Consider the following 16,149-nt stretch of genomic DNA (forward strand, 5'->3'; position numbering starts at 1 on the left):
ACCACGTAGGCAGCGCAAAAAATCGTAATGCAGGCTGAAAATTTTGTACGGATCGGTCACGCAAGGGGCGCGAAACGCTACCCCCCCCTGGCCCTCTGACCGCCGCCTTCACCTTTAGCAAAGCCTCTTCCTGCTGCCGATCAGGGTCGCGTAGGACCTAGAAACCCCGTGAAGTCCCCCTTCAGCGCCTTGAGGAGAGCCTGCCCGGACTGCGAGTTGTAGGCCCCCCGGGCAAAGGTCTGGTTGACCGGCTGCCCCTCAGTCGGCGCGGCCTGCGAACTCGTCCCGCTGGACTTGCCCGCCGGCTTGTTGGTCTCGCCAGCCCGGCCCCGGGCAGGTGCCTGCGCCGGCGCCTCCGGCACCTCCGCCGTCCGCAGCCGCGCCTTCCGCACCTTCACCAGCTCGCCGCGCACCTGCAGCCAGTTGCCGCCGCGCTCGTCGTTGGACCGGATGGCGTTGAGGTTCGTGAACCCCATGTCGGTGTAGATCATCTGGCCGGTGCTGATGGTCACCAGGGCTCGGGCCTTGTGCATGGAGCGGAGCATGTCCACCGCGTCCACCAGCTTCAGCGCGCCGCCACCAGCGAAGGAGAAGGCCATGACGCTGGCGGTGCTGACCATGCCGGAGATGCGGACCGTCTCCACGCCCTGGGTGATGTGGTCGGAGATGATCGTGCCATCCTCGACGGGATAGCGCGTCACCTCGGCCACCAGATCGACCTCCTCGCTGACCAGCACGTCCAGCACCAGGCTGCCGAGGCGCGTTCGCCGATCTGCGAAGGAGAGGACCGTCATCATCGCGATTCAACCCCCGGATGCGCCATCCGGGCCCCCCTCGCCTCGCGAGCCATGTTCTCCAGCCAGTATTCCCGGAATAGGGCTCGATCCATGCCGCGCTGAGTTGCCGCGGCGACCTCGGGGCCAGAGACGCCGGTCGCGTTCACCGTGACGTTGTTCGTCACCGTCGCGCTGTTGTTCTGAGTGCTCACCGTGCTCCCGGCCGGGTTGAAGCGGCGCAGATAGTTGTCGTTGAGCGCTCCCAGCATGTCCCCGCCCTTGGGCAGGAGAAGCTCCGTGCCGTCCGGCTCGATGATGCGCTGGCGCATGCCGAGAGCGCCCAGGAACGGGCGCATCGTGTCATAGAACCAGTTGGTCGCGGGGCTGGCTGTCTCCTCGCCGCCGGCACCTCCGGCTTGCCGGCGACGTTCGGCAGGATCCTGCGAAGATGTCAGATTAAGCCCCAGCGCTCCCTTCACCCAGTCCGGCCAGCCGGCAATGATGTCGTTCCAGAACTGCTTGAGATAGGCCTTCAGCCAGTCCCACGCGGCCTTGACCCTGCCCGGCACGCTGGCGAGGGTATTGCTGACCTCGTCGAACGCCGATTTCAGCGGTGCCACCACCGAGTCAAAGTCACCGAACCAATCGCCGAAGAGGGTCTTGGTCCCGTCGTTCTTCACCCACTTGATGAAGTCGTCGATCATCGCGCCAGCGAGGACGATGGCCGCGCTGAAGGCCAGGAACGGGGCGGCCAGCACCGCAGCGCGGACGATCAGCGCAGAGAGCGCGCCGTTCAGCGCCAGGGTGACGCCGGTGACGAACACGATGCCATAGCCCAGCGCGCGAAGGATGCTCTCCAGCCCGCCCAGCTCGTTCACCACACGGCCAATGCTGGGAATGTAGCTGCGCCACTGGTCGATCTTCTGGCCCACCGCCTCAATGCCGCGCGCGAGGATCTCCGTGAAGCGGAACGCCCGCTCCAGCTCGGCGGTGAAGCGATCGACAGCCACGCCGCTGCGGGCCATCGCCAGGCCGACCGTGACCCGCATCCGGCCAAACTCATCCCGGCCCGCCTTGGCGGCCTGCAGCATGGCGGGGAGGACGTTCTTCGCGGTCAGCTTCCCCTCGCTGCCCAGCTCCTTGAGCTTGTCGCTCGTCGTCCCCAGCGCCTCGGCAAAGGTGCTGACCAGCGTCGGCGAGGCGTTCTCCAGGAACGAACCGAGCTCCTCGCCCTGGAAGACGTTGGCGTTGATCGCCTGGCCAAGCTGCTGGAAGACGCTGCCGCTTTCCTGCGCGGTGGCACCTGCGGCCAGGAGGCCTTTCTGCAGCCCGTCGATGAGCGAGATCGTATCGCTCATGCCGTAGCCCAGCTTCTGCATCGCCGGGCTGAACCGCATGAACGCTTTCGAGCTCTCATCCACCGCGATGCCGGTTTCCCGCGCGGAGGTGTAGAGCCCTTCGAAGGCCTGGGTGGCCTCCACTGCGCTGGCGGTCGAGGCCCCCAGCCGGTTCATGGTGGTGGTGTAAGCGTCACCAGCCTGCACGATCTTGTCGATGCTGAAGGCGGCGGCGAGGGCGGTGCCTATGCCGATCGCGACGGCCGACGCCTTGCGGGCAAAGCCATCAATGCGGCCTTCCCACTTCTTCGCTTCGCGGTCATCGACATCGAAGTTGAGGAGGGTGGTGAGTTCCCGAACAACAGTCACGCACGGCCTCCCTTCGCCTGAAGCGCGAAAGCGATCGAGGCCTGGCGCTGCAGCGCCTTGCGCACCATCGGGCCGATCTTCCCCTGCAGCACCTCCAGCTTGCCGCCGAGTTCCTTGGCCTCAGCCTGCAAAGTGTCGCGGCGCACCTCCTCGCGCTTGATGAGGTCTTCGAGCAGGCGGATCTCAATGAGATCCACAGCGCCGCCCTTCAGGAAGGAAGCCTGCATCGCCTCCATGCGGGCGTAGGCGCGGCGCAAGGCGGCATGGCAGGCATCACCCTCCTGCTTCAGGAGGGGGAGGCGCTGCGTGGCGGCCAGGAACTCCGCATGGGCGGCGGAGAGGCCGGGGATCCTCTCGCCCGATCTCTCTCGACAACTCGCTTTCGCATCACCCATGGCGCAGGCGCTCCCAGTTGTCGGCAAGGCCGCAATCCTCCGGCCATCCCTGCGCCCGGTTCCGCGCCTTGAACTCCTCGACCCGGCGGTTGAAGGCCTCGGCCGCCTGGCGCTGCTTGGCCTCCGCCTCAGCGGTGGCAGCGGCCTTGCGGTCAGCCTCCAGCAGGTCACTCAGAAGCCGCCGGCGCTCGACGGCGGCCGGGGCATGCTGCTGCACCTGGTCGGGGCCGTTCCATTCGACGCTCCAGCGCGAGAGCCGGTCATGCGCCTCCCAAGCCGCGTTGCGCTCGCGCTGTGCCTCCTCCGCCGCCTTCACTGCGGCGTCGTAGCGTGCCTGCGCCGCTTCAGCCGTCAGCCGGAGGGGATGGCAAGCCAGAGCCATCAGCGCCTGCTCCGCCTCCTGGAGCTGCTTCAGCACCGCCGGCGCGGCCTCGCGCAGCAGCATCAGCGCGCTCTCGGCCGTTCGGGTGGCAGCCTCCGCCTCGGCCACCTCTGCAGGCGCCACCACCTCGCCAGCCTTGGCCCGAGAGAGGAGGTTGGTACGCTTGCGTACACCCGCCGCCAGATCGGCCTCCGCCTGGCGCATCTGCCGCCGGAGACCGAGATACTTCTCGTGCAGCTCGGCCGCATGCGCATCCGCTGCGGCGAGGCCGGGGATCTCCTCGGCCTGCGGCTTCACCTTCATCAGCGCGCCCATCAGCGGCCCTCCTTCCAGGCGTTGGAGAGACGATCGCGCTTCGCGTCCAGCGCCGCTTCCGGCGTGGCAGACAGAGCGGCCGAGGGGTTGGCTGGGCCGCCGGCTGGAGTGCGCCACGCATCAGACAGCCGGGCCCGGCGCTCGGCATCAGCCGCGGCGGTGCGGGCCTGGTCTTCGGCCGAGGGCGGGAAGATGTTGAAGGCGCGCGCCATGCTGTAATCCGCGTCGTTGCGGCTACCAGGCGGGATGATGTCGGTGCGGAGCTCGGTCTTGCTCATCATGTCATTCCTTGCTGCCGCCGCGGCGCGCAGCTCTTCGTATGAGGGAAAGCCCGAGCAGTGAGCCTGCTTCCGCATGGCCCGAGGCATCGGGGCGTTTTTCAGAATGTGATTGCGGGCTGCGTAGCTCTTGAACTTCGCCATCGTGATCAGCTCACCATCGCCCGCATGCGCTCCAGCGCGGTCGTCTCACCCCGCCCATGCACCAGCACCCCTGCCACCGCATTGGCCAAGTCGTCATGCCCGCCTGGAGAATGGTCGATCGAGTCCCGCCCACCGCGCGACGTGCGGCGCTCCAGCCCGAAGAGCTGAGCGGCGAGGCGCGGAACATCGAGGAGCTCGCATTGGCCGGAGTTCAGCATCGGCAGCAGGTCGCGGTAGATGTCGGACTTCGGCTTGTCCGCCAAGTCGTACTGAATGCCGTGCTTGCGGAACTGCTCGCGGGGCCACTCGCCGGCGTAGCGATCCCCGGTCACCCGGCTGATGCGGTAGCTCTTCAGCAGCGTGGCGAACTCCTCCACCGTCTGCTCGGGGCTGAAGGGCGGCTTCACCTCGCGCACCGCATCCAGCACCGCACGCCGTGGGCCGGTTCCCCGCCCTTCCTGGTGCGCAATCGCCAGCGTCATGCTGTCGGAGGTGCCCCCACTCGGATCGACAAAGGCCCGGTAAGCATTCCCCGTGATGTACGGCACCTCGTACCGCCCAGGCGGCGTGCAGGCATCGACCACCTCGCGCGCCACGAAGGCAGCGATGTCGTTCCGGAACTCGGCCCCGTACTCAGCCGACGCCGCTTCAGGATCATCCTGGTAAGCTTCGGCGATGATGTCCGGATCAATCCGGGGGTTCATCTCCTGCGTGGTGCCGCGCCAGACCAGCACCCGGGCGCCATCCTGCCCGTAATGGCGCTTCCACAGGTTGTAGAGCAGGCCCCGCTTGGCATAGGGCGAGGAAGCCAGCAGCAGCATGGCGCCTGGAACGGTGCTCAGGCCGGGCCGGATGGCCTTGATGATCTCCTCATCCGGGTTGGCGCTCTCCTCGCTGCGCCAGAAGGCGATCTCATCCGCCAGCACCGCTGCATAGGTGTAGCCGCGGGTGACCCGGAAGGAGGCGGTGGCGATCTCAATGACCACCCGGTTGTTCAGCACGATACTCTCGGCGGTCTCGTTCTCCACCATGCTCTTCAGGAGGCCGATGCTGTTCAGCGCCCCGGAGATGTAGCGGAAGATGGAGCGGGCCTGCTTCTGGTTGGCGGCGATGACTGCGATGGTCGCCACCTCGCCAGGCGCCAGGTACTCCTCATAGCTGCGGAAGGTGGCCAGGTAAGTGGCGATGAACGCTACCACGCGGCTCTTCCCCGCCCGGCGGCCGCACACCAGCACGGCTTCCTTGCTGGCACCGCCAGGGAGCGCCGTACGGCCCGTGTGGTGGCGGTAGATGGCCTCCTGCGCCTCATCCATGGGGAGAGCGAACAAAGCCGCCAGAAAGGCCCTCCAGGCGCCCCAGCTCTCCCCGCGGAAATGCGTCCCGAAGAGGTTGGGATCGTCCATCGCCTCGAGGATGGTCATGGCCTGGGCCGGCATCAGGCGGCAGCTCCGCGCCCGCCAGCGGCACCCTGGGCCACCCGCTCCGCGGCGTACTCGGCCAACGTCTTCGGCTGGCCCAGCGCTTTGCCCTCCAGCCCGAGCTGCCGCAGCGTGCGCGTCAGCGTGTTGCTCCAGGCCAGGTAGGTGCGGCTGTCGTGCTCGGTCATCGCCCGGCCATCAGCGGCCTTGGCATCGATCTGCGCCATGTGGAGCGAGAGCCAGACGCAACGGTCGATGAGCGCCACCTGTGTGGCGGAGGGCTTTCCACCGACATGCGCGAACAGTTCTGCGCGCAGATCCCGCATCAGCCGTGCCTCACGGGTGCGGCCATCCATCTTCTGTAAGCTGCGGGCGCGGGAATATGGTCCGATGCGAGGCATACAAGCACCGTATCGGCGCCCTATCTGCCCCTCAATCGGAATTTTCTCTTCTAAATCAGATAGTTATTCTGCGGTTTTCCGGAGTTTTCCAGCGTTGGATAAGGCTCAGGAGGAGCGACTATCCCGCAGGATCCGGAATGCACTGGCCGTGCCGATGTTCAGCCGGCGGGCTATCTCCGCAACCGCCACACCCTGCGCATGGAGAGCCAGAACTTCAGAAGCCTTGGCACGGGCAGTGGGCGCGCGGCCCTTGTACTTCCCCGCGGCCTTCGCTGCGGAAATTCCCTCCCGCTGCCGCTCCAGCATCAGGTCTCGCTCAAAGGCCGCGATGGCAGCGAGCATGGTCAGCAGGAGCTTCCCCGTAGCGCCACGGGTGTCCACCGGCTGACCACCCATGGATAGGACCAGCAGGGCCACGCCGCGCTTCTCTAGGTCCGTGACGATGGCGAGGAGATCGGCAGTGGAGCGGGCGAGGCGGTCAGGCTTGGTGACCACCAGCACGTCCCCGGATCGGACGAAGCGCAACGCCTCGGCAAGCTGGGCGCGATCGGCGGCAACGGAGGATACCCGCTCCGCATAGATCTTCTCGCAGCCAGCGGCGCGGAGATCGCGCTCCTGGGCATCGAGGCCAGCTTCCTGCTCTGCCGTGGAGGTTCGGGCATATCCGATGAGCATCAGACGATCCGTGTCACTAGGATGGGTGACGGATCATGATCGGACCAAAACATCAAAGTCAACTTCAGTGATCCGATTTTAGGGCTAAAGCTGCGCTCTCGCCGTCCTCTCACTAGGGCTTGCCCTAATGAGTCGAATGTGGCCAAGCTTACACGGGGTTACAAATGGTGCTGAAACCTGCCCAGAAGCGGCAGAGGGAGGGAAGAGATGCTGATCACCAAGATGGCCGGGCTTGCGTCCATGGCAGCCAGCGCGTTGCTCGTCCTCTGGATGCTTTCGCTGTTGAGCATTTGAGGCGGAAGCATCGGCAGGGGAGGGCGTTCTCTTTTCAGAGCAAGCCTTTTTGAGCCCTCTGACACCTACACCTGTCGGCTGGGGCAAGGCTTTTCTCACCCGATCCCCTCTCCTACGCACCCGCGCAGCCCACACGGGCGCGCGGAAGTGCGTAAGGGGGTATGGGGGACTCACCCGCCCGCAACCTCCGCAGATTGGGGCAAACGTTTTCAATAACTTAGAACACAACCTCCGCAACCTCCGCAGAAGTTCCGCACTCAACTCCCGCACAGTAAAATCAATGGCTTACAGAGTAACCTCCGCAACCTCCGCAGTGACCTACCGCTCGATACGCCTTATCACTCGAAGGCCACTCTGCTTGGCGTGATTGTCGAAAGTCTCATAGGTCAGCAGCCCATTCATCTGCCAATCCTCCAGCAGCTTCACCACCCGCTTCATGGGCACTCCGAGGTGCTGCTGAGCCCAGGACGGGAAGTAGCGTCCGGCCTTTCTGGTCTGGGGGTGGTAGCTCCAGGGGCGCTTTGCCTTCCACGCACGGTCGAGTTCGTCGAACATGGCCTCGATAGCTTCCCAGCTTGCCGGATCAGGCTTGGTAAAGCTGTTGGCGCCAGTGAGATCGATGACGCCGTCCCGCCAGGTCAGCTGCAGTTCCGCATCCCGCGGTGCGTAGTTGGCCTTCTTACGCGAGAGAACCCGGGCATTCGGCTCCGCATCCTCCTCAGTAGGGCGGGCGAGATAGAAGCGGCTCCGCATGGTGTTGTTCCAGGCGGTGCTGCCGGACTGCCCTGAGCCATTCTGCATGCCCGAGACGGAAGGGTGGCCGAGCACGAGGACAGCACAATCATGCTCCCGGGCAAACCCGCCGAGCACGGTTTGAACAAACTGCCGGACCTTGCCGCGGTCGTTCTCATTGGCCGGGTAGATATCCGCGATCGTGTCGAGCACCAGGAGCGTCGGCTTCAGATCCGCACATAGGTTGTGGATCTCTTCGCAGAACGGCGTGGATGTGCCGACGTCAGAGCCGTCGAAGGTCATCAGCGCATTGTCACGGCCGAGCCGAGCGAGATAGCGCAATCTCGACAGATCAGCCGGGCTGGCGTTGAGATGAGCATTGATGGCCCACTGGCGGCGGTGCAGCTCGTCTTCGCTGTCCTCACAGAAGATGCCAAGGGCCACGCCCGGTGTGACGTTCAGGCCAAGCCACGACTTACCAAGCGCCATGCTGGTGCAGAGCTGCTGAGCGAGCAGGCTCTTCCCGAGGCCCCCATCGCCGTAGAGGCCAGTGACAACGCTCCGGGGGATCCAACCCTCAACAGCCCAACGACGCTCGGGTGGCTCACTCAGCCAGGTTCGTGGATCGATGATTTGGCGGTTGAGGGAGAGCGAATTGAGCGTCTCAACAGCTTGCAACTGGAAGCGCTGAGCGATGTCCGCGGCGTCCATCAGCGCCTCCCCTGCCGAGCCAGCACCAAGCCCAGCATGCAGGCCATGCTGACCAGGTCCTGGTCGGCGAGCCAGGCGGCCAGCTCGACCAGCCCTGTTCCCGATGCCCAGCCTGCCTCGCAGCTCCAGGAGAGGCCTGGGAGGTGGATCTGCACGGGGGCCGGCAAGCCCAAACGGTGGATCCGCAGGGTGCCCTGGCTCAGGGCCTCCACCAAGTCCGCCAGGATGCTCAAAGCCAGGACCAGCCCGGCCTCGGTCACAGGCGGCGGCAAGAGCGGTGTCGGCACTGTCTGTTCCCGCCGGAGGAGGAAGCGCCGGGCGGCGTCGGCCGGCTCACGCGACATCGGCAGAGAGCCCGCGGAAAGAGGCTCCAGGCCGGCTTCGCCCATCCAGCTCATCGGCCGGTCTCCAGGCTACGCTTGGCAGCCAGCGCCGCGGCAAGGGTGGGGAAGATGCGCAGCAGCGGGCGACGCTTGGTGTTGGCGGGTCCGGTGGAGACCAGCAGGCCCACCATCGGCTCACCGGACGCGTCCGGCGCATCGGGCAGGTGCACCAGGCTGACGGTGATCGGGGCGGTGTGGGCATTCATGGGCGCCCTCCTCCAGCCTGTGTGGTGAGGATGGTCAGGACGCGCTGGCGATAAGGCGTCACCCGGCGGAACCGGCAGGCCATCTGCCAGAGGAAGCGGCGCTGGCAGTCGTTGAAGAGGGTGCCGCAGACCAGCAGCTGAAGGGCCAACGCACGAGCCTCCCAGAGGTTCAGCTCTGCAACAGGCGCCTGCTGCCGCGAGAGGGCGTTCACCGCGTCACCTCGCTGGTGCTGCGCACCACCTGCCCAAGACGCTGCAGCGCCCAGGTGTCGAGCTCCTCGCGGGGATAGAGCGGTGTGATGCCACATTTGTTGTAAGCCGGCCCGCCGCCAACGCTGGCCAGCTTGGCGAGCGTCGCCACGGCGATCGGCAGGCCATGAACGTGCAGCAGATACTCAGAGGCCTCGCGACGCCGCAGACGCGGCTTGCGGAGGTGGAGCGGAATGGCATCCGCCAAGACGTGTTCGGACATGCGTCCCTCGATGTCAGGGGCGCGAAAAGGCCTTTGCAGAGCTACCGAATCTCGGATACACGTCGGGTGTCGAGTGGTCCCGCGTATAGTCATCCGAGCCGGTGCAGGGGGTCAGGCCTTTGCGCCGGCTTTCCTATTAAGCGGCGTTCTTTACCGGCAGGGTCGGCAGGCTCGCCACGAAGCGACGGAGGCTCTCGGCCTCGATCATCGTCCGGCTTCCCATCTTCCGCGCAACCAGACACCCCTGGTTGATCAGGTCATGACCCTTGGTGTTGCCCACGCCGATCGCAGCGAACGCTTGCTGCTTGGGGACGAGCAAAGGCTGAAAGCCAATGGAGGGGATGCTGTTCGGCTGCATAATCCTGTTCTCCGCACCCGTTCGTTTGAACGTGACGGCAGGATGGCCGGGACGATTTCCGCAGTCGGCCGATAACCGCTGAAAACCGCTGATAACTAGGTTTTCAGCGCATACACCCTGGAGAGGCGCTTTCTGATCTCGCTGTCTGCGGGTGTGTTGTTCCAGGAGTTCATGCACCAATCCATCATGATTCGGTGCAGCTCGGCTTGCGTCTCGGGCAATCCGTCCGGCGTGTTTGCAAGCCTGACGACCTCGACCCAGAAGGCGTCCCAGTCCCATTTCGCCGGCCGGCCGCCTTTCGGCACGGTAGCCGCCGACGGCTCCGCAGATGCTGAGGCTTCGGGCGAGCTCTTGGTCTGGGCAGATGAAGCCACAGACAGCGCCTTGCGATCTTGCGGAACGATTGTAGGAGGCTCCGGCAGGTTCTCGGCTCCAGCCCATGCTAGCAAAGCGTGGAGCGACACTGCCGCGCGTACCTCGGGCCCGAAGTAGGCGCTCAGGTACACTGTCATGCCATCCCGTACGGCGTTGAACTGTGACACCTCGATCGGCTGCATCGATTGTGGTGACCTTCTGGACACCTGCAGGCGCCACGCGCCACTCGGAATGTACAGGAAATCCTCGGATCGGACGTCCACACCCACAGCCTGTAGTTCGCCCCAGGAGAGAGAGCGCTCCAATTCCTCGAGAAATGCGGTGGCCCACGCTTCGGTCGGCTGTGGCTCGGGAAATCGACGGAGCACTTCTCCAGCTTGGAGCTTGTGCATGATGACTAGAGGCGCAGCCTGAAGATCCACATACCCCGGCGGGCACCAAGCTGGTGATTGCACTCTCCGCACCTCCGATGCGCGCTCCGATGCAAGCGGCGCGGCAGCCGGGTCGGAGGCCCGGCGTTCGGCGGCCAAACCTAGCCGCGCCGGCGGGGATGATACCCCGCCGGTTGAGAGTAAGGGCAATAGGGGATGCGAGTAGCTCTTCCTGCTTAACCAGGCGGGGCCGGAAGAGCCATCCAGTGCGTTGGATGCAGCTCCAGTAGCGCCGACGGGTTGGCCGGATCGAAGGCCAGGATGCCATCGACGCACCCGAGCCAGCGCCCATCTGTGAACAGCGCAACGGCGAACAGAGCATTCCCTTCGGAAGGAAGACTGACAAGCACCGGGGTGCGGTCTTGTGGCGCTGTGGAGATGTCTTGCCAGTCGCGCATGCCATGGTCCTCCTGCAATAGAAGGGCAAGCGACTGGTCGGGCAGATGGTTCCGGTTGCGGGTCGGAGCAGCAACAAACGTGATAGTGTCACGGCGCCTTCTCCTGCGGCAACGGAGAGCAGGAGATCAGGGCACGCCGCCAGTGCAGCCGAGTGCGCTCCCAGGCGGCGAACCGCTCCGCATTGCCTGGCTGCAGGAGCCAGCCACGCGGCAGCCCATGCTCCTGCTCCATGGCTTTGGCTATGCGCTGCACGCGCCACTCGCCGAAGGCCAGCGCCAACATCGTGAGGCCAAGGCGGAGGAAGAGGAGAGACTTCATGGCATGTCTCCCAGCACGCGCTGCAGGTCATTGCAGAGGGACACAGCCAGCTTTACCCGGCGGTTGTCCCGGTCAATCTCGCACCCCTCCATATCGTCGGTCAGGGTGTGTCGCAGCACCGCAGCCTTCTGCCGGAGACCGTCGGAGGACATGGCTTGCATATCCCCGGCGCGCTCGACGGCCTCGACCAGCCGGTCGATGAGGCTGAAGCCCTCCTCTTCATCAGCGATGCACTCAACGCTGCCCGAGGGGTAGCGCTGGCCTCGGGCATCCCAGGCCTGAAGTGCGTTCCAGGTCGCGTGATACTCGGCGCAGACGGAAACCAGCGCAGCATCCCGGTGGCTGGCGGAAGCCCGAGTGGTGGTCACGGGCAGGCTCAGTGCGGCGGCAAGGGCCGCTCTTCTCGTCCCCCTCATGGGTGCCGCCCCTCGACGGCCTTCGCGGCCTCGCCCACTTCGCGGAGGCGCGTCTCGGCCGCCTCGAGGTGCAGCAGCAGGCTATCCACGAAGAACCCGAGCCGGTTCTGGTCCTCCACGGAGAGGTCTCCGGAGGTACGGCACAGCCAATCATCCAGCAGGCGTAGGCCATGCCCGACGCGGCCCAGCGCCAGGTCGCTGTCGTTCCAGCGATCCCAGAATTCGGGAGGCAGGCTGATCGGGGCCGGAGCTCTTCTGGAGGGCGCGGTCATGCCAGCGCCCCCCAGGTGCCGAACGCCACGGCCAGGCAGCCGGCGGCGATGGTGGAGGCGAAGAGGAGGCGGTCGGCGAGGGGCCAGGGCGGGAGGTCGCCGTTGGCGAGGTAGGCCAGCGTGCGCTGGGCGGAGGTGGGGCGCACCATGGGTACGCCCTGAACCGAACGGCCTCTTCTTCTCGGCTGGGTATCGTCAGCCGCCTCAACGCTTCTGGCGGTGGACGTGGGTGTGCTATGGGCAAACGACATCGTTGCCGGCTCCTGATCCGAGCTGGTTGCGGTGGAGGCCGGGCGGTGGAGGTGGTGCTCCTCGCTCGGCCGTTTTCAGTTGGAGTGGCGTCCAACCTCAATTAATATGATTGGCCTTGAAGCCAACGTCAATCAGAAAGATTGAACTTGTCCGGAAACGAGATTTCTGCTGCCCAATGCCGTGGCGCACGAGCCATGCTTGGCTGGAACCAGATGCAATTGGCTGAGACGGCAAGGGTCGCCAGGCAGACTGTAGTCGATTTCGAGCGGGGCGCTCGCTCGCCACACCCGAGCACCCTCGCCGCCATCCGCGCTGCCTTTGAAGCCGCCGGCGTCGAGTTCATTCCGGAGAATGGCGGGGGTGCGGGGGTGCGGCTGAGGAAGGGCACCCGTCCAGCAGCGCTGGTTGACTAGAGGTGGACGCGACAGGGAATGGCGTCTTTCCTGACATCACCCCAGCTCAGGTCCGCGCCGCACGCGCCCTCTTAGGCTGGTCTCGTGACCATCTTGCCTCAGTCTGTGGGGTAACTGTCCGCACCCTCGATAGACTGGAAGCTGGCAGACACGCGGCTTCGCGCCGGACTGTCGTTTCCGTCCGCACCGCCCTGGAGACCGCTGGGGTGGTCTTCATCCCCCAGAACGGTGGCGGCCCTGGCGTGCGCCTGCGGGACGCGGCCAGCCCAGCGCCTGCCACCGCACCGCCCAGCTTCGCGGCGACGATCGGGGCCGCGCTCGAAAACCTGCCGATGCGGGCTAAGGGTGAACCCGAAAGCACTGATCCCGAGCATCAGCTCCGCACCGTCTCACCAGAAGATGAGGTGCGGGGTGAGCGTGAGGTGGGGGAAGAGTGATCCTGGCATGGCTTCCGAAATCCTGCCCCTCTCAGCTGGACAGTGCCGGCAGGCGCGGAACGCCCTTGGCCTTAGTGCTGTTCGGCTGGCGTCACTGGCAGGCATTTCTGGCGAGACGCTGCTCCGGTTTGAGAAGGGCAGTTTGACCAGAGCCACAACGGTCCAGAAGATTTACGCCGCCCTCGAGGCGGCCGGCGCTGAGTTCACCCCTGAAGATAGCAGGGGCGCTAGAGCGTGCCTAAAAAGCCGCGGCGCATAAGGGAGCCAATCATTGCCCATCAACCACCTCCTCGAATGGATCAGCCAGAACACCACCGGCGTCATCATCATGGTGGCGGTAGCGGTTCTGGTGGTGTGGCTGAAGAGGCGACAGTGACCGAGGGTTGTAGCTCGGGCGAGGCTCACTGGACCATCGACGCAAACGGCGCTCGTACCCTCGTCGGCCTGACCGCGGACGAGACCAGCGAGTACTTCAGCCTGCTGCATGCGGAGGCGGAGGTCTCGTGCCAGGAGGCTCAGGATCGGCTGAGGGAGCTCAGGAAGCGCCACCAGGAGGCGGCCGGCAGTAAGTAGCTTCCCTACATGCGGGGATGTTGAAGGTGCCCGCCTTTGAAAGTTGCCCTCGACAGATCATCCCACCCTCTTGCCTGCACATCTTGTGGTTGCAATCATACGTTTCGAAGAAGAACTTTTCGGAACGGATATGCTTCAGCTGCTTGTTGCCGTTGCTCGCTCGGTCATGGTGATTGGCGTGGCTATTGCCATCCTCTTAGGCGGACTAGGAGGGATGGCAGCAGCCCAGGAGGCAGGGAGCGCGCGCGTCCTGGGCTTTCTACTCGGCGCGGGAGCCGCTCTGGTTCTCTCAAGTGTTTTCTTCGGGATTGCCGCGGCAATCTTCGATATCCAGGAGCAGGTCCGAGTAGCGGTGGATCTTCTCCGCCAGCAGATCCCTCACCCTGGGGTGCTGCCGGCATCCCCCTTGCCCACGCCAGATCCCCTGGCATCAGACCTTCCGCCGCAGCCTTCCACTGAGACTGCCAGCTCACCTCAGCCATTTAGGTCGCGCTTCCCCGAAAGCCGAGAAGGCTGGCGCCTTCTGGAAAAGGAAGCCGAAGCACAAGGCTGGAAGGTGGCTAGCGGTCTTACAGGGGTAACGTTCACCCATGAGGCAACTGGCCGGCGGGTGAAAGGCCACACCGTGCGAGAGGCAGAGCGGCAGTTAGGCTTAAGAGTTCCTGCTGACGAGCTCAGGCAGGGCGCATGACTTCTACAGCGAACGGCTTCTCACGCGGGAAGAGGCTGCGAACCGAGCCAGAGGATGAAGGTCTGGCATGGGGTTCCAGGCCTTGGCTAAGCGCCCCTGGCGAGCAACTGAGCATCTGGGTTTACGAGGCTGCTGAATTTCCAGGTGGAGTATCGTCAGCGGAGTTGTCCGAGCTGCCTTCAGATCGACAGATCTCAGTTATGGAACAGTGGTTCCGAGCCAACTATGAAGACCCTGTGCACCATATGCCTGTTGAGAGGGGCGAGTATCAATATCCATTCGGCGGCCCCTATGACGCCGCGAATGTGCTGCACAATGAGTACGATGGCATCGTACCTGATGAGTTCATCGGCGAACTTGCTTCCCGTCTAGAAGGTGAAAGCCCGAATTGGGCACCAGTTCTCGACATGAGGGATGAAGACGCTGGGGAATGGGCGGATCACGCTCCCGCCGTTGAAAGGCCGAGCAGGGCTGAGATCCTCCGCCGCTTAGAAGCAGCCGAAGCAGCCTTGACCAAGCTCGCCCCGCAGCACGGCGGCATCGGCCACAACAATCCGCCTGATGGACCGTTGACGGCGGAGGAGCATCGCGAGGCGACTGCTGCCGTTGCTGAGATCCGTGCCGAAGTCGCTGCTCAGGTACCTGATCGATCCCGCTTGCGAAGGGCAGCGGAGGTCGTCGGGCGGGCAGCCGCATCGATCTCGCGCTGGCTTGCAAAACGTGTCGAGGTGGCCGTGGACGAGGCCATCAAGATCAGTGTCAAAGCCACGGTGGTGCTAACTACGGCGGACATCACAGGAGCGAGTGACAGCCTGCGCGCGCTGGCTGATACGATTACGCGCTTCGTCCAGGGGCTTGGTGGGCCATAGGAACAGCAAAGCCCGCCACGGCAGTGCCGGGCGGGTTTCGAATTTGAATGGCTTCGATGGATACCCTTATCAATGCTCTTTCAAGGTGTATTCCACCCTCAGAATCAATTGACTTTTTCTAAAAATTAGACACATTGGCCGCGGTGTCGCTGTCGCGTTTCACCTGATTCTCTGGAAGGCTTCGCATGCTCTGTGACCGGGAGCTGCAATGGCGCCCCGGAGGGGTGGGCTCATTCCCATCTTCACATCAGGAGAAAGGCGATGACTTCTCGTCGAGAGAAGGTAGTGCATGTCAATTCGTACATGCGCTTCCGGCTGGGGCGCCATGAGCACGTTACTGCTCATTGGCGTTCCCTGCCACGGCAGCTTGAACTGCCGTTTTAGTCGGTGCGTAGTTGAGTAGCTGGCGACAGCGACGCCGCCTGACAGTCGTTTGAATCATAGAGCGACTCGCTGGTCAACGGAATAAGACTGTCCTCTGAAGTCTCTCGCCTTCGCGAGCCACACAGTGAGCAAACTTTTCCGCTTGCAATCCTCAAATCAGCACCTATTGTATCTATATCACCCACCCACAGCTTGCTGTGGGCTCAAAGGCCGCGCGGGAGCAATCCCTAGCGGCCTTTGCTTTGTCCGGTTGTTATATGCGCACAATTGTCTACATAGACGGTTTTAATCTCTATTATCGGATGCTTAAAGCGCGTCCCGATATGCGTTGGCTGAACCCAGCTCTACTTGCCAGGGCTGTTCTGCCGCCCAAAAATCACATAGTGCGCGTAAATTATTATACAGCAAGAATATCTGCACGTGCACAGAACCCTGATGCTCCTGCCCGGCAGGCAATTTACCTGAAGGCGTTAAGCACGGTTCCTGAGATCGCCGTACATGAAGGTTCGTTCTTGACCTCCAAACCATGGATGGCCCTTGCTCAACTGACCAGCCCCCATCAACTGGTCCGGGCAAGATTTTAGTGGAGCATGGTCAGAGGCGGCGGCGATGAGCCATTGGAACCGGGGTGGGGCACGGGTCTGGCCCTTTCCGGCATGATCACCTCCGGTGC

24 protein-coding genes and 1 pseudogene are annotated in these 16,149 nt (G+C 64.2%); 5 read left to right on the top strand and 20 right to left on the bottom strand.

The annotated features are described in order from the left end of the window. Positions 1 to 140 precede the first annotated feature (140 nt). The 20 genes from CR165_RS20570 to CR165_RS25180 all read right to left on the bottom strand — a co-directional run bounded on the left by CR165_RS20570 (position 141) and on the right by CR165_RS25180 (position 12,006). A complete protein-coding gene (locus CR165_RS20570; RefSeq protein ID WP_109518814.1) occupies positions 141 to 794 on the bottom strand; it encodes a phage baseplate protein in 654 nt (217 codons plus the stop codon). Further along, positions 794 to 2,482: a tape measure protein gene (locus CR165_RS20575; protein ID WP_109518815.1), complete on the bottom strand. Its 1,689-nt coding sequence runs from the start codon at positions 2,480 to 2,482 to the stop codon at positions 794 to 796. Before CR165_RS20575 ends, CR165_RS20570 begins: the two co-directional genes overlap by 1 nt. Next, positions 2,479 to 2,877 carry a hypothetical protein gene (locus CR165_RS20580; RefSeq protein WP_146201960.1) on the bottom strand — a complete coding sequence of 133 codons (399 nt, stop codon included), beginning with the start codon at positions 2,875 to 2,877 and terminating at the stop codon, positions 2,479 to 2,481. Before CR165_RS20580 ends, CR165_RS20575 begins: the two co-directional genes overlap by 4 nt. After that, complete coding sequence (locus CR165_RS20585; protein WP_109518817.1) at positions 2,870 to 3,574, bottom strand: hypothetical protein; 705 nt, start codon at positions 3,572 to 3,574, stop codon at positions 2,870 to 2,872. The genes CR165_RS20580 and CR165_RS20585 overlap by 8 nt, the downstream gene beginning before the upstream one ends. Further along, a complete protein-coding gene (locus CR165_RS20590) occupies positions 3,574 to 3,996 on the bottom strand; it encodes a hypothetical protein (protein ID WP_146201961.1) in 423 nt (140 codons plus the stop codon). Before CR165_RS20590 ends, CR165_RS20585 begins: the two co-directional genes overlap by 1 nt. A 5-nt stretch (positions 3,997 to 4,001) precedes the next feature. After that, the gene (locus CR165_RS20595) at positions 4,002 to 5,432 is read right to left on the bottom strand and encodes a terminase large subunit domain-containing protein (RefSeq protein ID WP_245906631.1); all 1,431 of its coding nucleotides are present in this window, start codon (positions 5,430 to 5,432) and stop codon (positions 4,002 to 4,004) included. Further along, positions 5,432 to 5,770, bottom strand: coding sequence for a hypothetical protein (locus tag CR165_RS20600; protein WP_245906633.1), 339 nt, complete (start codon positions 5,768 to 5,770; stop codon positions 5,432 to 5,434). The genes CR165_RS20595 and CR165_RS20600 overlap by 1 nt, the downstream gene beginning before the upstream one ends. 150 nt (positions 5,771 to 5,920) lie before the next feature. Further along, the gene (locus CR165_RS20605) at positions 5,921 to 6,490 is read right to left on the bottom strand and encodes a recombinase family protein (protein ID WP_109518820.1); all 570 of its coding nucleotides are present in this window, start codon (positions 6,488 to 6,490) and stop codon (positions 5,921 to 5,923) included. Between the two features lie 612 nt (positions 6,491 to 7,102). Then, positions 7,103 to 8,227 carry an AAA family ATPase gene (locus tag CR165_RS20610; RefSeq protein WP_109518821.1) on the bottom strand — a complete coding sequence of 375 codons (1,125 nt, stop codon included), beginning with the start codon at positions 8,225 to 8,227 and terminating at the stop codon, positions 7,103 to 7,105. Continuing rightward, positions 8,227 to 8,625: a hypothetical protein gene (locus tag CR165_RS20615; protein ID WP_109518822.1), complete on the bottom strand. Its 399-nt coding sequence runs from the start codon at positions 8,623 to 8,625 to the stop codon at positions 8,227 to 8,229. The genes CR165_RS20610 and CR165_RS20615 overlap by 1 nt, the downstream gene beginning before the upstream one ends. Continuing rightward, positions 8,622 to 8,816 (bottom strand): hypothetical protein, encoded by a 195-nt coding sequence (locus CR165_RS20620; RefSeq protein WP_109518823.1) that lies wholly within the window; start codon positions 8,814 to 8,816, stop codon positions 8,622 to 8,624. The genes CR165_RS20615 and CR165_RS20620 overlap by 4 nt, the downstream gene beginning before the upstream one ends. Beyond that, positions 8,813 to 9,028 (bottom strand): hypothetical protein, encoded by a 216-nt coding sequence (locus CR165_RS24600; protein WP_146201962.1) that lies wholly within the window; start codon positions 9,026 to 9,028, stop codon positions 8,813 to 8,815. The genes CR165_RS20620 and CR165_RS24600 overlap by 4 nt, the downstream gene beginning before the upstream one ends. After that, positions 9,025 to 9,288 (bottom strand): hypothetical protein, encoded by a 264-nt coding sequence (locus CR165_RS20625; RefSeq protein WP_109518824.1) that lies wholly within the window; start codon positions 9,286 to 9,288, stop codon positions 9,025 to 9,027. Before CR165_RS20625 ends, CR165_RS24600 begins: the two co-directional genes overlap by 4 nt. 136 nt (positions 9,289 to 9,424) lie before the next feature. Beyond that, positions 9,425 to 9,646 (bottom strand): hypothetical protein, encoded by a 222-nt coding sequence (locus CR165_RS20630; protein ID WP_109518825.1) that lies wholly within the window; start codon positions 9,644 to 9,646, stop codon positions 9,425 to 9,427. A gap of 95 nt (positions 9,647 to 9,741) precedes the next feature. Beyond that, on the bottom strand, positions 9,742 to 10,413 hold the full coding sequence (locus CR165_RS24605) for a hypothetical protein (protein WP_146201963.1): 672 nt from the start codon (positions 10,411 to 10,413) through the stop codon (positions 9,742 to 9,744). 215 nt (positions 10,414 to 10,628) lie between these two features. After that, positions 10,629 to 10,850 carry a DUF551 domain-containing protein gene (locus CR165_RS24610; protein ID WP_146201964.1) on the bottom strand — a complete coding sequence of 74 codons (222 nt, stop codon included), beginning with the start codon at positions 10,848 to 10,850 and terminating at the stop codon, positions 10,629 to 10,631. An 88-nt stretch (positions 10,851 to 10,938) separates the two neighbouring features. Beyond that, a complete protein-coding gene (locus CR165_RS20635) occupies positions 10,939 to 11,169 on the bottom strand; it encodes a hypothetical protein (RefSeq protein ID WP_109518826.1) in 231 nt (76 codons plus the stop codon). Continuing rightward, positions 11,166 to 11,537, bottom strand: a complete 372-nt coding sequence (locus CR165_RS20640) for a hypothetical protein (RefSeq protein WP_109518827.1) — start codon at positions 11,535 to 11,537, stop codon at positions 11,166 to 11,168. Before CR165_RS20640 ends, CR165_RS20635 begins: the two co-directional genes overlap by 4 nt. A gap of 44 nt (positions 11,538 to 11,581) precedes the next feature. Further along, positions 11,582 to 11,857, bottom strand: coding sequence for a hypothetical protein (locus CR165_RS24615; RefSeq protein WP_146201965.1), 276 nt, complete (start codon positions 11,855 to 11,857; stop codon positions 11,582 to 11,584). Continuing rightward, positions 11,854 to 12,006 carry a hypothetical protein gene (locus CR165_RS25180; protein WP_181378266.1) on the bottom strand — a complete coding sequence of 51 codons (153 nt, stop codon included), beginning with the start codon at positions 12,004 to 12,006 and terminating at the stop codon, positions 11,854 to 11,856. Before CR165_RS25180 ends, CR165_RS24615 begins: the two co-directional genes overlap by 4 nt. 297 nt (positions 12,007 to 12,303) lie before the next feature. Here CR165_RS25180 and CR165_RS20645 point away from each other — a divergent pair, with 297 nt between their 5' ends. The 5 genes and pseudogenes from CR165_RS20645 (at position 12,304) to CR165_RS24620 (ending at position 15,092) form a co-directional block, all read left to right on the top strand. Further along, positions 12,304 to 12,522: a helix-turn-helix domain-containing protein gene (locus tag CR165_RS20645; protein WP_109518828.1), complete on the top strand. Its 219-nt coding sequence runs from the start codon at positions 12,304 to 12,306 to the stop codon at positions 12,520 to 12,522. Between the two features lie 2 nt (positions 12,523 to 12,524). Beyond that, a pseudogene (locus CR165_RS25765) lies at positions 12,525 to 12,692 on the top strand (helix-turn-helix domain-containing protein); the annotation flags it as partial. 36 nt (positions 12,693 to 12,728) lie between these two features. Continuing rightward, complete coding sequence (locus CR165_RS25770) at positions 12,729 to 12,959, top strand: hypothetical protein (RefSeq protein WP_245906635.1); 231 nt, start codon at positions 12,729 to 12,731, stop codon at positions 12,957 to 12,959. Between the two features lie 7 nt (positions 12,960 to 12,966). Beyond that, positions 12,967 to 13,218, top strand: coding sequence for a helix-turn-helix domain-containing protein (locus tag CR165_RS26150; protein WP_367604282.1), 252 nt, complete (start codon positions 12,967 to 12,969; stop codon positions 13,216 to 13,218). A gap of 1,205 nt (positions 13,219 to 14,423) precedes the next feature. Further along, positions 14,424 to 15,092 (top strand): hypothetical protein, encoded by a 669-nt coding sequence (locus tag CR165_RS24620; protein ID WP_146201966.1) that lies wholly within the window; start codon positions 14,424 to 14,426, stop codon positions 15,090 to 15,092. The last annotated feature ends 1,057 nt before the right edge of the window (positions 15,093 to 16,149 follow it).

The sequence above is a fragment of the Teichococcus aestuarii genome (assembly GCF_003116135.1).
In the GTDB taxonomy this organism is placed as follows: Bacteria; Pseudomonadota; Alphaproteobacteria; order Acetobacterales; family Acetobacteraceae; genus Pseudoroseomonas; species Pseudoroseomonas aestuarii.

Coding starts and splice junctions, on each gene's coding strand:
- CR165_RS20570 (WP_109518814.1), bottom strand. CDS start 794: ATGACGGTCCTCTCCTTCGCAGATCGGCGAACGCGCCTCGGCAGCCTG.
- CR165_RS20580 (WP_146201960.1), bottom strand. CDS start 2,877: ATGGGTGATGCGAAAGCGAGTTGTCGAGAGAGATCGGGCGAGAGGATC.
- CR165_RS20585 (WP_109518817.1), bottom strand. CDS start 3,574: ATGGGCGCGCTGATGAAGGTGAAGCCGCAGGCCGAGGAGATCCCCGGC.
- CR165_RS20590 (WP_146201961.1), bottom strand. CDS start 3,996: ATGGCGAAGTTCAAGAGCTACGCAGCCCGCAATCACATTCTGAAAAAC.
- CR165_RS20595 (WP_245906631.1), bottom strand. CDS start 5,432: ATGCCGGCCCAGGCCATGACCATCCTCGAGGCGATGGACGATCCCAAC.
- CR165_RS20600 (WP_245906633.1), bottom strand. CDS start 5,770: ATGGATGGCCGCACCCGTGAGGCACGGCTGATGCGGGATCTGCGCGCA.
- CR165_RS20605 (WP_109518820.1), bottom strand. CDS start 6,490: ATGCTCATCGGATATGCCCGAACCTCCACGGCAGAGCAGGAAGCTGGC.
- CR165_RS20610 (WP_109518821.1), bottom strand. CDS start 8,227: ATGGACGCCGCGGACATCGCTCAGCGCTTCCAGTTGCAAGCTGTTGAG.
- CR165_RS20615 (WP_109518822.1), bottom strand. CDS start 8,625: ATGAGCTGGATGGGCGAAGCCGGCCTGGAGCCTCTTTCCGCGGGCTCT.
- CR165_RS20620 (WP_109518823.1), bottom strand. CDS start 8,816: ATGAATGCCCACACCGCCCCGATCACCGTCAGCCTGGTGCACCTGCCC.
- CR165_RS20625 (WP_109518824.1), bottom strand. CDS start 9,288: ATGTCCGAACACGTCTTGGCGGATGCCATTCCGCTCCACCTCCGCAAG.
- CR165_RS20630 (WP_109518825.1), bottom strand. CDS start 9,646: ATGCAGCCGAACAGCATCCCCTCCATTGGCTTTCAGCCTTTGCTCGTC.
- CR165_RS24605 (WP_146201963.1), bottom strand. CDS start 10,413: ATGCACAAGCTCCAAGCTGGAGAAGTGCTCCGTCGATTTCCCGAGCCA.
- CR165_RS24610 (WP_146201964.1), bottom strand. CDS start 10,850: ATGCGCGACTGGCAAGACATCTCCACAGCGCCACAAGACCGCACCCCG.
- CR165_RS20635 (WP_109518826.1), bottom strand. CDS start 11,169: ATGAAGTCTCTCCTCTTCCTCCGCCTTGGCCTCACGATGTTGGCGCTG.
- CR165_RS24615 (WP_146201965.1), bottom strand. CDS start 11,857: ATGACCGCGCCCTCCAGAAGAGCTCCGGCCCCGATCAGCCTGCCTCCC.
- CR165_RS25180 (WP_181378266.1), bottom strand. CDS start 12,006: ATGGTGCGCCCCACCTCCGCCCAGCGCACGCTGGCCTACCTCGCCAAC.
- CR165_RS20645 (WP_109518828.1), top strand. CDS start 12,304: ATGCTTGGCTGGAACCAGATGCAATTGGCTGAGACGGCAAGGGTCGCC.
- CR165_RS26150 (WP_367604282.1), top strand. CDS start 12,967: ATGGCTTCCGAAATCCTGCCCCTCTCAGCTGGACAGTGCCGGCAGGCG.
- CR165_RS24620 (WP_146201966.1), top strand. CDS start 14,424: ATGGAACAGTGGTTCCGAGCCAACTATGAAGACCCTGTGCACCATATG.